This window comes from Streptomyces sp. NPDC048361 (assembly GCF_040651795.1).
GTDB lineage: Bacteria > Actinomycetota > Actinomycetes > Streptomycetales > Streptomycetaceae > Streptomyces.
This window is the reverse complement of record NZ_JBEZKW010000011.1, coordinates 96,766-111,765: the sequence shown is the minus strand read 5'-3', so window position 1 is coordinate 111,765 and position 15,000 is coordinate 96,766. Positions and strand designations below refer to the sequence as shown.

Sequence of the window (15,000 nt, the reverse complement as noted above, 5' to 3'; positions counted from 1 at the left end):
CCTCGCCATGATCGGGAGGAGTGGCGGTACGAGTACCGGGCTGAGCGCGTTTTTCACACGAACGGGCCGGACCGATCACCCGTAGGGGCACATCGGTCCGGCCCGTTGGCCGTAGCCGCTGATCAGTCGCGGGCGGGCTCCACCGCCGCGCGGCTCTCCTCGTACCGTCCGTCCAGCTTGGAGACCAGACCGGTGACCTGACGGGCGATGTCGGGAGCGGTCAGACCGATCTCCGTCATGACCTCGCCGCGCGAGGCGTGGTCGAGGAAGCGCGGCGGAATGCCGAAGTCGCGCAGCGGCACGTCGACGCCCGCGTCGCGCAGCGCCTGGCTGATGGCCGAACCGACGCCGCCCACGCGGCTGTTGTCCTCGACGGTGACCACGACGCGGTGCTTCTCGGCGAGCGGCGCCATCGCCTCGTCGACCGGCTTGACCCAGCGCGGGTCGATGACGGTCGTCGAGATGCCCTGCGCGTCGAGCAGGTCGGCGATCTCCAGGCACATCGGCGCGAGCGCGCCGACGGAGACCAGGAGCACATCGGGACGGACGGCGGCCGTCGAGGGCTCGCGCAGCACGTCCATGCCGCCGACGCGGCCGACGGCCTGGACGGCGGGGCCGACCGCGCCCTTGGAGAAGCGCACCACGGTCGGCGCGTCCTCCACCTGGACGGCCTCGCGCAGCTGGGCGCGGACCTGGTCGGCGTCGCGCGGCGCGGCCATCCTGAGGCCGGGCACGACCTGGAGGAGCGACATGTCCCACATGCCGTTGTGCGAGGCGCCGTCGGTGCCGGTGACACCGGCCCGGTCGAGCACGAAGGTCACGCCGCACTTGTGCAGGGCGACGTCCATGAGCACCTGGTCGAAGGCGCGGTTGAGGAAGGTCGCGTACACCGCGAAGACGGGGTGCAGTCCGCCGGTGGCCAGCCCCGCCGCGGAGACCGCGGCGTGCTGCTCGGCGATGCCCACGTCGTAGACCCGCTCGGGGAACGCCTTGGCGAACTTGTCGAGGCCGACCGGCTGGAGCATGGCCGCGGTGATCGCGACGATGTCCTCGCGCTCCTTGCCGAGCTTGACCATCTCCTCGCCGAACACCGACGTCCAGTCGAGGCCGGAGGACGAGACGGGAAGGCCGGTGTCCGGGTGGATCTTGCCGACGGCGTGGAAGCGGTCGGCCTCGTCGGCGAGCGCCGGCTGGTAGCCGCGGCCCTTCTCGGTGAGGCAGTGCACGATGACCGGGCCGCCGAAGCGCTTGGCGCGCTGGAGCGCGGACTCCAGGGCCTCGATGTCATGGCCGTCGATCGGGCCGACGTACTTCAGACCGAGGTCCTCGAACATGCCCTGCGGGGCGATGAAGTCCTTGAGGCCCTTCTTGGCGCCGTGCAGCGTCTCGTAGAGCGGCCTGCCGACGACCGGGGTGCGCTCCAGGAGGTCCTTGCCCTTGGCCAGGAACCGCTCGTAGCCGTCGGTGGTGCGCAGGGTGGCGAGGTGGTTGGCGAGGCCGCCGATGGTCGGCGCGTACGAGCGCTCGTTGTCGTTGACCACGATCACCAGGGGGCGGTCCTTGGCGGCGGCGATGTTGTTCAGCGCCTCCCAGGCCATGCCACCGGTCAGCGCGCCGTCGCCGATGACGGCCACGACGTGGTCGTCCTTCTTCAGCACCTCGTTCGCCTTGGCGAGGCCGTCGGCCCAGCCAAGGACGGTGGAGGCGTGGCTGTTCTCGATGACGTCGTGCTCCGACTCGGCGCGCGCCGGGTAGCCGGAGAGGCCGCCCTTCATCTTCAGCCGGGAGAAGTCCTGCCGTCCCGTCAGGAGCTTGTGGACGTAACTCTGGTGGCCGGTGTCCCACAGGACCCGGTCCTTGGGCGATTCGAAGACGCGGTGCAGTGCGATGGTCAGTTCCACCACACCGAGGTTCGGACCGAGGTGTCCGCCGGTCTTGGAGACCGCGTCCACGAGGAAGGTCCGGATCTCTGCCGCCAGCTGGTCGAGCTGCTCCGGGCTGAGCCGGTCAAGATCGCGCGGTCCCCTGATTCGGGTAAGCAGCGGCACCCGTGCCTCCTTGCATCCGTGCTGGTCGAGCATGCCGATCCGATGAGTCTAATGTTCCGGCCCCGGCCGCGGTCGCAGGGCGGTGCGTTCTGTGTCACTCATATGGCTGACGTGCACCCGCGACGCAGCCGTGCCCGGCGCCACAGGGGCACCGGGCACGGCGGGAGCGGGGCAGGTCAGGCGCGGCCCGCGGACTTCTGGGTCTTCCGGGTGACGGCGTCGATGATCACGGTGATCAACAGCACGCCACCGGTGATCATCTGCTGGATCGCCGCGGCGACGCCTTCGAGGGCGAGGCCGTACTGGATCGAGGTGATCACCAGCACACCGAGGAGGGCGTTCCAGGTGCGGCCACGGCCACCGAAGAGGCTGGTGCCGCCGATGACGGCCGCCGCGATGGCGTTCATCAGGAGGTCGCCGCTGCCGGCGCCCTGGTTGGCCGCGCTGATCTTGGAGGCGAGGAAGAGGCCGCCGACGGCCGCGAAGGTGCCGGAGATCGCGTAGACCGAGGTGCGCACCAGCACGATGTTGATGCCGGCCCGGCGGGAGGCCTCGACACTGCCGCCGAGCGCGAAGATCTTGCGGCCGTACGAGGTGCGGCGGAGCACGAAGTCGGTGAGGATCAGCACCGCGAGGAAGATCACCACGGCGAGCGGGAGGCCCTTGTTCTGGTTGAACATGTACGCCACCGCGAACGCCACCACGGCGAGCAGCACCGTGCGCAGCGCGATCTCGCTGAGCGGCCGCGAGGGGACACCCGCGGCCTCACGGCGACGGCTGTCGAAGAACGCGGACAGGAAGTACACGGCGACGGCCACCAGCGCGGCGCCGTACGCCACCGCGACGTCACTGAAGAAGTAGTTCGACAGGTTGTAGAAGATGCCCGAGCCGTTGGTGTTGATCGTGCCGTTGTCGCCCAGGATCTTCAGCATGAAGCCGTTCCAGAACAGCAGACCGGCCAGCGTGACGGCGAAGGCGGGGACGCCGATGCGCGCGAAGATGAAGCCGTGGATGGCTCCGGCGATCGTGCCCGTGAGGATGGCCAGGATCAGCGCCAGCCACTCGGGCGTGCCGTGCAGAACGCTGAGCACCGCGAAGGACGCGCCCGCCACACCGCTGACCGAGCCGACCGACAGGTCGATCTCGCCGAGCAGCAGCACGAAGACGATGCCGACCGCGATCATGCCCGTGCCGACCATGGCGACGGAGATGTCGGAGAGGTTGCCCGCGGTGAGGAAGTTCGAGTTCAGGCTCTGGAAGACGATGCAGATGATGATCAGGCCGACGATGACGGGCAGCGCGCCCAGCTCACCGGCGCGCACCTTGCGCTTCAGCTCGCCGAGGTAGCCGCCGAAGCCCTGCTCGCGCACGAGAAGGCGGGGGTCGACCGCGGTGCTTGCGGCGTCCGCGGCGGGCGGCGCGTCGACGGGGGCGGCGGCCGCCTTGCCGAGGTCGGTCGGGGAGGTCTTGTCGGTGCTCACTTCTGAACCTCCGCGTTGCGCGCCGCACGGCGGGTCACGGCGTTGTCCGTGGCCCCGGTGATGGCGGAGATGATCTCTTCCTGCGAGGTGGTCTTCACATCGAAGACACCGTTGTTCCGGCCGAGCCGGAGCACCGCGACCTTGTCGGCCACGGCCTTCACATCGGCCATGTTGTGGCTGATGAGGACGACCGCGTGGCCGCGCTCGCGCAGCCGCTCCACGAGGTCGAGGACCTGCGCAGTCTGCTCGACACCGAGCGCCGCGGTCGGCTCGTCGAGGATGACGAGCTTGGGCTCGCCGAGCATCGAGCGGGCGATGGCCACGGTCTGGCGCTGGCCGCCGGAGAGCGAGGCGATCGGGATGCGCACGCTCGGGATGCGGATCGACAGCGTGGTGAGGAGCTCGCGGGAGCGGCGCTCCATCTCCACCTCGTCGAGGACGCCCCGCTTCTTCAGCTCGCGGCCGAGGTAGAGGTTGCCGACCACATCGATGTTGTCGCACAGGGCGAGGTCTTGGTAGACCGTCGCGATGCCCAGGTTCTGGGCGTCGTTCGGCTTGCCGATCTGGACGGCCTTGCCTTCCCACTCGATGACTCCGTCATCGATGGGGTGCACGCCGGCGATCGTCTTGACCAGCGTGGACTTTCCGGCGCCGTTGTCGCCCACCAGGGCGAGCACTTCACCGGCGTGGACCTCAAGCTCTACGTCGGTGAGCGCCTGAACGGCACCGAACCGCTTGGAGACCCCGCGCAACGCCAACACGGGCGTAGCGGACACGTGAACCATCTCCTTCGCCGCCTGACCGGCGGGGATGCCGCGCCCGGAGGGGTGGGGGCGCGGAGGTCGAGCAGAAGAGAACAGAAACTGCGAGGGGAAACGTTTTCTCCGGCGCCCCCGCCGCAGCGGGGCGAAAGGCGGGCGCGGGGCGCCGGAGGGTTTGGAGGCGGTCAAGCCCCTTGGGTTTCAAGGGACTTGGCGCGACACAGCGTGGGAGGCTACTTGAGGCCCGCCGCGTCGCAGGCGGCCTTGAAGGTGCCCGTGCAGATCTCGGCGACCGTGTAGATCTTGTCCTTGATGACCGTGTCGTTGATGTTGGCCTTGGTCAGCGAGACGACCGGGACGATGTTCGACGGGACGCCCTTGGTGGTCGGCGAGTCGAGCTTCTTCGGGGCGAGCGAGCCGAGGTCCTGGCCCTTGGCGAGCTTGACCGCCATCTCGGCGGCGATCGCGTCCTCCTGCGGGTACGACTTGTAGACGCTCATGTACTGGTCGCCCGAGAGGATCCGCTGCACGCCCGCGAGCTCGGCGTCCTGGCCGGTGACCGGGGGGAGCTTGGAGAGGCCGGCCGCCTTGAGGGCGGTGATGATGCCGCCCGCCATGCCGTCGTTGGCGGAGTAGACGCCGATGACCTTGTCCTTGCCCAGGGCGGAGAGCGCGCCCTCCATGTTGGCGTTGGCGTTCTCGGGCTTCCACTCCTTGGTGTCGTACTCCTTCCCGATGTTCACCTTGCCGTCGAGCTCGGCGTGGGCGCCCTTCTTGAAGAGCGCGGCGTTCGGGTCGGTGACGGCGCCGTTCATCATGACGATGTCGCCGGACTTGGCCTTGTCGCCCAGGGCCTGGAGGAGGGCCTTGCCCTGCACGTGGCCGACTTCCTCGTTGTCGAAGGACACGTAGGAGTCGATGGGGCCCTCGGCGAGGCGGTCGAAGGCGACGACCGGGATGCCGGCGTCCTTGGCCTTCTTGACCGAGCCGGCGATGGCCTTGGAGTCGACCGAGTCCACGATGAGCGCGTCCACCTTGTTGGTGATCATCGTGTCGGCCTGCTGGTTCTGCGTCGTCGCGTCCTGCTTGGCGTTCGCGTAGACGATCTGGCCCTTGCCGTTGGTCAGTTCCTTGACCTTGGCCTCGATCAGCGGCTTGTCGAACTTCTCGTAGCGCGCGGTCTGGTTCTCCGGGAGCAGCAGACCGATCTTGAGGTCGTCGCCCTTCTTGGCGCTGTCGGACGGCTTGGTGCCGCCGCCCGACTGCTTGGCGCTGCCACAGGCGGCGAGTGTGACGGCCATCGCGGTGGCGGCAACGGCAACAGCGGCACGACGCATGTTCGTGTTCACTTCAGAAACCTCCCTGACGAGGCCGCGACGTTGCGGCCGAGGTGGCTGGAAGTCAACTCGGCGTTAAGCCCACCGTCAAGGAGTAAATCCTTAACGAGATGACAACGGTGCCATCCGTTATCTAAGTGAAGACAGGAGCGGAGGACGGCAGGGCGCTGTCCAACAGGGTCGAATCCCCCATTTCGCTCAGGACGAGCGCGAGCGCGCCGAGCACTTCGGCGCGTCCGCCCAGAGCCCCGGGAAGGACCGACAACTGCCGCGCGGCGCTGGGGATCGCGTACCGCGACACCGAGTCCCTGATGGGCCCCAGGACGAGCTCTCCGGCCTCCGCGAGGTCGCCGCCGAGCACCACCCGGCTCGGGTTCAGGAGGTTGCACAGATTGGCCACGCCGCTGCCGATGTGGCGGCCGACGTCGGCGATGACACGGCGGCATCCGGGGTCGCCCTCGCGGGCCATCCGGACTACGCGCTCCATGCTCAGGTCGGCGCCGTGGCTGGATTGCAGCAGCGGCAGCACATAGCGCGCCGCGGTGAAGGTCTCCAGGCAGCCGCGGTTGCCGCAGCGGCAGACCGGGCCCGACTCGTCCAGGGTGATGTGCCCGATCTCGCCCGCGGTGCCGCCGGGCCCGCGGTAGATCTGCCCGTCTATGACCAGGCCGGCGCCCACGCCGCTCGCGACCTTGATGTACGCCAGGTCCCGCACCCCGCGCCCGCTGCCCCACACCAGCTCGCCGAGCGCGCCCAGGTTGGCGTCGTTGTCGACGTACACCGGTACGCCGAGGCGCCCGGAGAGCTCCTCGCTGGGGTTGATGCCGGTCCAGCCCGGCAGGATCGCGGTGGAGCCGAGCGTGCCGGACTCCACGTCGATGGGGCCCGGCACGCCGAGCCCGACGCCGATCACCTTGTCCTGGCCGATGCCGGTGGTCGCGATCAGCCGCTTGACCAGCTCTTCCGCCCGGTCGAAGCCCTGCGCGGACGAGGCGTCCACATCGAGCGGCTCGGCCTCCTCGGCGAGCACCTGGTGGGCCAGGTTGCCGACGGCGACCCGCAGGTGCGTATGGCCGAAATCGACGCCGATCACGATGCCGGCGGAGCCGCTGAGCGAGACGCTGCGGGCCCGGCGCCCGCCCGCGGAGGTGGGGGTGACCTCGACGGTGCCGCCGTCCTTCAGTTCCCGCACGATGTTGGAGACCGTGGCCGCGGACAGGCCGGTCGTTCTGGCGATCTCGGCCTGGGTGAGCGAGCCCGCCATCCGCACGGCGCGTACGACCCGCTCAAGGTTGGCCCGGTGCAGTGACGTCTGCGACCCCGGAGTCTCCATCGACTCATCCACTCCCGCCGTAGGCGGACGGCACGACGGCCGCCCCCGCACGGAGCCGCAGCATTGAGGCCCCGTCTCTTTTCTCCAACATGTGAACCCTAAGCTCAGCCTTCTGGGTGGTCTCCCGTCAAGACCTGAGCGGATGCGGAGCGGATCGGGAACGCGCGACCGCCCGTGGGCGCGGGGCCCACGGGCGGTCGGGAGGTGGAGGTGCGGCGGGGGTGGCGCTACGTGATCGCCCCCGAGGTGCGGGGGTGGCGCTACTTGATCGCCCCCGACGTCAGGCCCGCCTGGACCTGCTTCTGGAAGACGATGTAGACCGCGAGCACGGGCAGCATCGCGATGGACAGGCCCGCGAAGAGCGCGCCCCAGTCACCCTGGTACCCCTGCTGCACAGCGAGGTCCGCGAGACCCTGGGTGAGCACCCAGTTCTTGGTGTCGCCCTGGTTGAGCACCAGGGGCAGCAGGTACTGGTTCCACTGGCCCAGCACATTGAAGATGCCGATGCTGATGATGCCGGGCTTGGCCATCGGCAGCATGATCTGGAAGAAGGTGCGGGTGTGCGAGGCCCCGTCGATCAGGGCTGCCTCGGCGACCGTGGTCGGCAGCGTCCGGAAGAACGCCGTCATGAAGAAGACCGTGAACGGCAGCGAGTACGCGATGTAGATCAGGATCAGGCCGGGCAGCGTGTTGAGGATGCCCAGGTTCTTCGTGACGAAGAAGAGCGGGACGAGCACCATGACCACGGGGAAGGCCATGCCGCCGACGAACAGGAAGTAGATGAACCGGTTGCCGGGGAACTCGAACCGCGCGAGCACATAGGCCGCCATCGAGCCGAGCAGCATGGTGCCGACGGTCGAGAAGCCCACCACGAACGCGGTGTTGAGGAAGTACCGTCCGATGTTCGCCTTGGACCAGGCCCGCGACCAGTTGTCGAAGTGGAGCTCGCCCGGCAGCGACCAGGGGTGGGTGAGGATGTCGCCGGAGGTCTTGAACGAGCTCCACAGGGCCCACAGCAGGGGCACGCCCACCATGAGCGCCCAGACCAGGAGGAACACGTGCGAGAAGGCGTTGAGCACGCCGCCCTCGCTGCTGCGCCACTTCCAGCGGGCGGCGCTGGCCGTCGGCCGGGACGACTGCTCGCCGTCCACCTTCAGGGTTTCGGTCGTCATCGCGCCATCCCTAGAATTCGATGCGCTCGCGGCGCGAGAGCCGCATGCTGAGAATGGCGAACACCAGGGTCACGATCAGCATCGCGACACCCATGGCCGCGGCCATTCCGTACTGGCTGTTGTCCCGGAACGCCGTCTTGTAGAGCAGCAGCGGCACCACGTCGGTGGATTCGTCGGGGCCGCCGACGTTGACGGACATCAGCTGCACGTAGATGAAGGCGTCCATGGCGATGATGCCCATGTAGACCCAGGCGGTGGCCACCGTGTCGCGCAGCAGCGGCAGGGTGATCCGGAAGAACGTCTTGACCCGTGAGGCGCCGTCCAGGAGCGCCGCCTCGTAGATCTCGCCCGGGATGGAGGCCATGCCGGCGGAGAACAGCACGACGTAGAAACCGACGTTGGCCCACACCATGACGACCATGATGCAGATCAGCGCGATGCTGGAGTCGCCGAGCCAGGACTGCTGGAGCGAGCTCAGACCGATGCTCGAAAGCAACGAGTTGAGCATCCCGTTCTCGGTGTCGGGGTTGTAGATCTGCTGCCACAGGATCGCGATGATCGTGATCGAGAGGACCTGCGGGAAGAAGAAGATCACCTTGTAGAGGCCGGAGCCCCGCACGCCGGCGACCCCCGCAGAACCCCTGCGACGGCCGCCGACATTGAGCATGAAGGCGAAGAAGAGACCGAAGGCCAGCGTCACGACCGGCACGCAGAGGAGCAGAAGGACGTTGTGCCACAACGCCTTCCAGAAGAGGTCGTTGTGGATCAGCTTCTGGTAGTTGTCAAGACCGATGAAGTTCTTCTCGGGGGTCAGTCCGCTCCAGCTCGTCATCGAAATCTGGAAGTCCTGGAGGAACGGCGAGATCACGAGGACCCCGTAGAGCGCCAGGGGAATTGCCAGGAATCCGATGATGAACCGGTACTTGCCGTGTCGCATGTCGCCGGTCGCTCTCGTCTCAGCCAGTGGGGTTAAGCAGCCTCGTCAGAGGTGCTTGAACTTCGGGACGGAGGAATCCTTCTTGGTGTCGTCCGAGGCCTTCTGGGCCTTGTCCATCCACTCGGTGGCCTTGATCTTGCCGGTGAGCAGGTCCAGGGTCAGGTTGCCGATGGTCTCGTTGTTCAGCTTCTTGTACCAGTCCTGGATCCGTGCGTTGAGGACGTTGGGGCCTGCCGCCTTCAGCGCGGCGTTCGCCGAGGTCAGGCCCGGTGTCAGGGTGAGGCCGTCGGCGGCGCCCTGAACACAGGTCAGCGACTTGACGGCGTTGGTGAAGTTGGTGGTCTGCTTCTTGCTGAGCATGATGCGCAGCAGTTCCATGCCACCGGTGGGGTTCTTGCCGTCCTTGGCCACGATGAAGGGCTCGCCGGCCGCCGCGTACAGGGTACCGAAGGGCAGCTTGTCGCCCGGGCCGGAGCCGATGAGGGAGCCGACCGCGAGGTCGAAGTCCTTCGGCATGGTGGGCGCGGCCTCGTTCTCGACCCAGGAGCCGTCGGCCACCATCGCGGCGCGGCCCTGCGTCCAGGCGGTCTGCATCTGGATGTGCGTCATGCCCTCGGAGCCCTGCAGGAAGTACTTCTGCCCGGCGAGCTCCTCGTAGTACGAGACGACTTCCTTGACCGCGTCGGTCTTGAAGGCGCCGTCGTCGAGGTTGTCGATCGCGTTGAGCGCCTCCTTGCCGCCGACCTTGCCGATCTGGTGCAGCAGGTCGAACAGCACGTAGTACGGGTACTTGCCCGGGTACGTGAAGGGCGCGATGCCCGCGGCCTTGATCTTCTTGCAGAGCGCCAGCATGTCCGAGAAGGTCTGGGGGTACGTCCAGCCCTTGTCCTTGAACAGCTTGTTGGAATAGAAGGTGCCGTAGACCGTGAACGCGTAGTTGAACGCGTACATCTCCGGGGAACCGAACTGGCCCTGCTCGATGGTGCCGGCGATCAGGACGTCGCGGACCTTCTTCGAGGGGTCGTCGATGGTCGGCGCGTCCAGGAGCGGGGTGAGGTCCTGGAGCTTGCCGGTCTTGGCGAGGGCCGCGGTGTCGAGGTTGTCGGCGCCGGAGTTGTCCATGAAGTCCGGCGGGGTGCTGCCGGCGAAGCGCGGCTGGAGCTTCGGCCCGATGGCCTGCGTGCCGGTGTGCTTGACCGTGATGCCGTACTTGGCGTTGTAGTCGGCCTCGGCGGACTTGATGTAGTCGTCGCCGAAGCCGCCCTTGAAGACGAACGCCTCAAGAGCCGTGCCCTTGTTGACACCCAGCGGGTTGTCCGCCGACTTGGTCCCCTGCGAGCTGGGCTTCTTGGTGGTGTCACCGCTGTCGGAACTGGCACACGCGCTCAGCAGTGACGTCGCCGGCACTGCCAGCAGACCGATTGCCATGGCCCGCTTGAGTGCGTCACGGCGGTTGATCTCGGATCCCATGCTCAAGTCCTCGCCTTCTCCAGGACTCATGCGGTGCAGCGGAATCCGCCGGCGCCCGCGAACAGTTGAAGCGTGAGTGATGACGTACATCCATCGCGGAGGCTGCCCGGTCCCGGGCCGACCGGCCCGCACGCGGTTCCCCCCGCCCGCGTTCAGCGGGTTGCCCGGACGCCGACAGGTATAGTCCACTTCCCGTCAACTGAGCAAGATCGAAAGCAGGGTTGGCCGTCAGTCTTTCCCGAGTTGAGACCTCGCGGATATATCCGTTGGTACGTACCAATGCGGATGAGGGTGCTCCTTTTGCCGCGCATTACACACCTTGACGCCTGCATTGCCCCGTTGATTCAAGCCACCCATTCCGTCTCAACGCCCTTGACACCGCCTGGCACTTGCCGCGCTACTGGATCCTGCGTTTTCACTCTGACAACGTTGTCCACCTCGCATCCGCCGGTCACCTCCGGCGTGCGTCGAAGGAAAGGGCCCGCATGCTGCCCAGATCCCGGTACCGCCGAGGACCGGCGGCCGCCCTCGTGGCGGCCTCGTTCCTGCTCGTAGTGACGGCGCAGTCGGCCGTCGGCGCGCCGTCCGCGACGGCCCGGCCGCCCGCCGACGGCCGCTTCAGCACCTCGTTCGAAACCGGCCAACCCCAGCCCGACTGGACCAATTCCGTCGATACGGACCGTGCCGGGAACAAGCGGGCGTCGGGTGTCGACGGCGGCTTCGCCAGCGGCATACCGGGCAATGTGACCGACAAGGTCACCGCCGTGCGGGCCAGCGCCGAGAACACCGACGGCGGGGAGGTGAAGGAGAACCTCATCGACGGTCAGGCCGGCACGAAATGGCTGGCCTTCCAGCCGACAGCTTGGCTCGAATTCGATCTGTCCGAACGGGTGAAGACGGTCGCCTATGCATTGACGTCCGCCAACGACGCGCCCGAACGCGACCCCAAGAACTGGACCCTCCAGGGCTCGCTCGACGGCAAGGAGTGGAAGACCCTGGACAGCCGCACCGGCGAGAGCTTCAAGGACCGCGGCCAGACCACGACGTACGACGTCGCCAACACCACCGCGTACGACCACTACCGCCTGGAGATCACCGCCAACGGCGGCGCGCCCATCACCCAGCTCGCCGATATCCAGTTCTCCAACGGCGATACCAGCACCCCCGTCCCCCCGGACATGCTGACCGTCACCGGCCGCGGGCCCGGCGGTTCCCCCACCGCCAAGGCGAACGCGGGGTTCACCGGTGTCCGCGCGCTGCGGTACGCCGGTACCCACAAGCCCGGCGGCCGCGCCTACTCGTACAACAAGGTCTTCGACGTGAACACGCGCGTCGGCCGGGACACCGAGCTCGACTACAAGATCTTCCCGTCGATGACGGAGACCGACCTCACCTACCCGGCCACCAACGTGTCCGTGGACCTCGCCTTCACCGACGGCACCTATCTGAGTGACCTGAAGGCCGTCGACGCGCACGGCGGCCTCCTCTCCCCGCAGGGGCAGGGCACCGCGAAGACGCTCTACGTCAACCAGTGGAACCAGGTGTCCTCGGTGATCGGCGCCGTCGCCGCCGGCAAGACGGTCGACCGGATCCTGGTGGCGTACGACTCCCCCAAGGGCCCCGCCAAGTTCCAGGGCTGGCTCGACGACCTCTCCATCGCGCCGAAGAAGACCGAGAAGCCGCTCGCCCACCTCTCGGACTACGCGCTGACCACCCGCGGCACCAACTCCAGCGGCTCCTTCTCGCGCGGCAACAACTTCCCCGCGACGGCGGTCCCCAACGGCTTCAACTTCTGGACGCCGGTCACCAACGCGGGCTCGCAGGACTGGCTGTACGACTACGCCCGGCGCAACAACGCCGACAACCTGCCCACGCTCCAGGCGTTCAGCGCCAGCCACGAGCCGAGCCCCTGGATGGGTGACCGGCAGACCTTCCAGGTCATGCCGTCGGCGGCGGCCGGCACCCCCGACGCCTCCCGGACCGCCCGCGCGCTGCCCTTCCGGCACGAGAACGAGACCGCCAAGCCGTACTACTACGGCGTCACCTTCGAGAACGGCCTCAAGACCGAGATCACGCCCACCGACCACGCGGCGATGATGCGGTTCACCTATCCCGGTGACGACGCGAGCATCGTCCTCGACAACGTCACCAACCAGGGCGGCCTCACCCTGGACCCGGCGACCTCCTCCTTCACCGGCTACTCGGATGTGAAGAGCGGCCTGTCGGCCGGGGCCGGACGGCTCTTCGTGTACGGCGTCTTCGACGCGCCCGTCACCGCGAGCGGCAAGCTGCCCGGCGGCGGGGGCGCCGACGTCACCGGCTACGCGCGCTTCAAGCCGGGCAAGGACCGCACCGTCACCCTGCGCCTGGCAACCTCCCTCATCAGCGTGGACCAGGCGAAGGCGAACCTCGCCGCCGAGATCCCCGCGAAGGCCCGCTTCGACACGGTCAAGGACCGGGCACGGCAGGCCTGGGACACGATCCTCGGCCGCATCGAGGTCGAGGGCGCCTCGCACGACGAGCTGACCACCCTCTACTCCTCGCTCTACCGCCTCTACCTCTACCCCAACTCCGGTTCGGAGAAGGCCGGTTCGAAGCTCCAGTACGCCAGCCCGTTCGTACCGAAGACCGGCGAGGACACCCCGACCCACACCGGGTCGAAGGTCGTCGACGGCTCCGTGTACGTCAACAACGGGTTCTGGGACACCTACCGCACGACGTGGCCGGCCTACTCGCTGCTCACTCCCAAGAAGGCCGGCGAGATGGTCGACGGCTTCGTGCAGCAGTACAAGGACGGCGGCTGGATCTCCCGCTGGTCCTCGCCCGGTTACGCGGACCTCATGACCGGCACCAGCTCGGACGTGGCCTTCGCCGACGCCTATGTGAAGGGCGTGAAGTTCGACGCGGAGGCCGCCTATGAGGCGGCCCTGAAGAACGCCACGGTGGCGCCGCCCTCCTCGGGCGTGGGCCGCAAGGGCATGGACACCTCCCCCTTCCTGGGCTACGCCCCGACCTCCACACCGGAAGGCCTGTCCTGGTCGATGGAGGGGTACGTCAACGACTACGGCCTGGCGAAGATGGGCCAGGCGCTGTACGAGAAGACCCAGAAGCCCCGCTACAAGGAGGAGTCGGCGTACTTCATGGGCCGCGCCCAGAACTACGTCAAGCTCTTCGACGCCAAGGCCGGGTTCTTCCAGGGCAAGGACGCGAACGGCAAGTGGCGTCTGGGCAGCGCCAGTTACGACCCCCGCGTATGGGGTTACGACTACACCGAGACCGACGGCTGGGGTTACGCCTTCACCGCCCCGCAGGACTCCCGGGGTCTGGCCAACCTCTACGGTGGCCAGGACGGTCTCGCCAAGAAGCTCGACACCTACTTCTCGACGCCGGAGACCGCCTCGCCCGAGCTGGCCGGCTCCTACGGCGGCGTCATCCACGAGATGACCGAGGCGCGGGACGTGCGGATGGGCCAGTACGGCCACTCCAACCAGGTCGCGCACCACGTCACGTACATGTACGACGCGGCGGGACAGCCCTACAAGGCGCAGGAGAAGATCCGCGAGGTGTTGCGGCGCCTCTACAACGGCAGTGAGATCGGGCAGGGTTATCACGGCGACGAGGACAACGGCGAGCAGTCGGCCTGGTATGTGTTCTCCGCGCTCGGCTTCTACCCGCTGGTGATGGGCAGCGGTGAGTACGCGATCGGCTCGCCCCTGTTCACCAAGGCGACCGTGCATCTGGAGAACGGCCGCGACCTGGTCGTGAAGGCGCCGAAGAACAGCACGTCCAACGTGTATGTGCAGTCCCTGAAGGTGAACGGGAAGGCGTGGAAGTCCACGGCGCTCCCGCACGACCTACTGGCGCGCGGCGGCACGCTCGACTTCACGATGGGCCCGAAGCCCTCGGCGTGGGGCACCGGCAAGAACGCGGCTCCGGTCTCCGTCACCCAGGACGACAAGGTGCCCACGCCGCCAGGCGACGCGATCACCGGCTCCGGCCCGCTGTTCGACAACTCATCGTCCACATCAGGTGAGGTGACCTCGGTGGAGCTGCCGGTGGCGGGGCCGACGCGGGCGCTCCAGTACACGCTCACCTCGGCGGACCGCGCCAAGGCACCGGCCTCCTGGACGCTGCAGGCATCCGCCGACGGCTCGACGTGGAAGGACGTCGACCGGCGGTCGGGCGAGTCGTTCGGCTGGGACCGCCAGACCCGGGTCTTCTCGGTCCGCTCCCCCGGCGCGTACCCGCACTACCGGTTGGTGAGCGGGGGCGGCGCGGCGACGCTCGCGGAGGTCGAACTGCTGTCCTGACCCGTCGCACGGCGTTCGCACCGCGTTCGCACACCTCATCTCCCTTGTGTCCCAAAGCGGTTGAGTTGTGAAGATGCCGTGCGGTGCAGGCGGTGGTGCGGTACGACTCATGGGTCGTACCGCATTCAACCGTGATGCGCTTTTCACCGAA

Annotated in this window: 9 protein-coding genes; 1 reads left to right on the top strand and 8 read right to left on the bottom strand. The window is 67.8% G+C overall.

All coding sequences use genetic code 11. From position 1 onward, the window contains the following. Nucleotides 1-122: 122 nt before the first annotated feature. The 8 genes from dxs to ngcE form a co-directional block, all read right to left on the bottom strand. Nucleotides 123-2,048, bottom strand: a complete 1,926-nt coding sequence (gene dxs, locus AB0D31_RS08940) for a 1-deoxy-D-xylulose-5-phosphate synthase (protein ID WP_362719068.1) — start codon at nt 2,046-2,048, stop codon at nt 123-125. Between the two features lie 176 nt (nt 2,049-2,224). Beyond that, nucleotides 2,225-3,529, bottom strand: a complete 1,305-nt coding sequence (locus AB0D31_RS08935) for a sugar ABC transporter permease (protein WP_362719066.1) — start codon at nt 3,527-3,529, stop codon at nt 2,225-2,227. Then, on the bottom strand, nt 3,526-4,314 hold the full coding sequence (locus AB0D31_RS08930; protein WP_267056962.1) for an ATP-binding cassette domain-containing protein: 789 nt from the start codon (nt 4,312-4,314) through the stop codon (nt 3,526-3,528). The genes AB0D31_RS08935 and AB0D31_RS08930 overlap by 4 nt, the downstream gene beginning before the upstream one ends. Nucleotides 4,315-4,523: 209 nt before the next feature. Then, nucleotides 4,524-5,627, bottom strand: a complete 1,104-nt coding sequence (locus tag AB0D31_RS08925; RefSeq protein WP_362719159.1) for a sugar ABC transporter substrate-binding protein — start codon at nt 5,625-5,627, stop codon at nt 4,524-4,526. A 133-nt stretch (nt 5,628-5,760) separates the two neighbouring features. Beyond that, nucleotides 5,761-6,960 (bottom strand): ROK family transcriptional regulator, encoded by a 1,200-nt coding sequence (locus AB0D31_RS08920; protein ID WP_362719064.1) that lies wholly within the window; start codon nt 6,958-6,960, stop codon nt 5,761-5,763. 260 nt (nt 6,961-7,220) lie between these two features. Beyond that, nucleotides 7,221-8,132, bottom strand: coding sequence for a carbohydrate ABC transporter permease (locus tag AB0D31_RS08915; protein ID WP_362719061.1), 912 nt, complete (start codon nt 8,130-8,132; stop codon nt 7,221-7,223). Nucleotides 8,133-8,142: 10 nt separating this feature from the next. Then, a complete protein-coding gene (locus tag AB0D31_RS08910) occupies nt 8,143-9,069 on the bottom strand; it encodes a sugar ABC transporter permease (RefSeq protein WP_362719059.1) in 927 nt (308 codons plus the stop codon). A gap of 45 nt (nt 9,070-9,114) precedes the next feature. After that, nucleotides 9,115-10,539: an N-acetylglucosamine/diacetylchitobiose ABC transporter substrate-binding protein gene (gene ngcE / locus AB0D31_RS08905; protein ID WP_362719057.1), complete on the bottom strand. Its 1,425-nt coding sequence runs from the start codon at nt 10,537-10,539 to the stop codon at nt 9,115-9,117. 485 nt (nt 10,540-11,024) lie between these two features. Here ngcE and AB0D31_RS08900 point away from each other — a divergent pair, with 485 nt between their 5' ends. Next, entirely contained in the window at nt 11,025-14,849 is a 3,825-nt protein-coding gene (locus AB0D31_RS08900) for a GH92 family glycosyl hydrolase (RefSeq protein WP_362719054.1), read from the top strand. The last annotated feature ends 151 nt before the right edge of the window (nt 14,850-15,000 follow it).

Excerpts from the sequence above, each read along its gene's own strand:
- AB0D31_RS08920 (WP_362719064.1), bottom strand. The coding sequence starts at position 6,960 with ATGGAGACTCCGGGGTCGCAGACGTCACTGCACCGGGCCAACCTTGAG.
- ngcE (WP_362719057.1), bottom strand. The coding sequence starts at position 10,539 with ATGGGATCCGAGATCAACCGCCGTGACGCACTCAAGCGGGCCATGGCA.
- AB0D31_RS08930 (WP_267056962.1), bottom strand. The coding sequence starts at position 4,314 with ATGGTTCACGTGTCCGCTACGCCCGTGTTGGCGTTGCGCGGGGTCTCC.
- AB0D31_RS08900 (WP_362719054.1), top strand. The coding sequence starts at position 11,025 with ATGCTGCCCAGATCCCGGTACCGCCGAGGACCGGCGGCCGCCCTCGTG.
- AB0D31_RS08925 (WP_362719159.1), bottom strand. The coding sequence starts at position 5,627 with ATGCGTCGTGCCGCTGTTGCCGTTGCCGCCACCGCGATGGCCGTCACA.
- AB0D31_RS08910 (WP_362719059.1), bottom strand. The coding sequence starts at position 9,069 with ATGCGACACGGCAAGTACCGGTTCATCATCGGATTCCTGGCAATTCCC.
- AB0D31_RS08915 (WP_362719061.1), bottom strand. The coding sequence starts at position 8,132 with ATGACGACCGAAACCCTGAAGGTGGACGGCGAGCAGTCGTCCCGGCCG.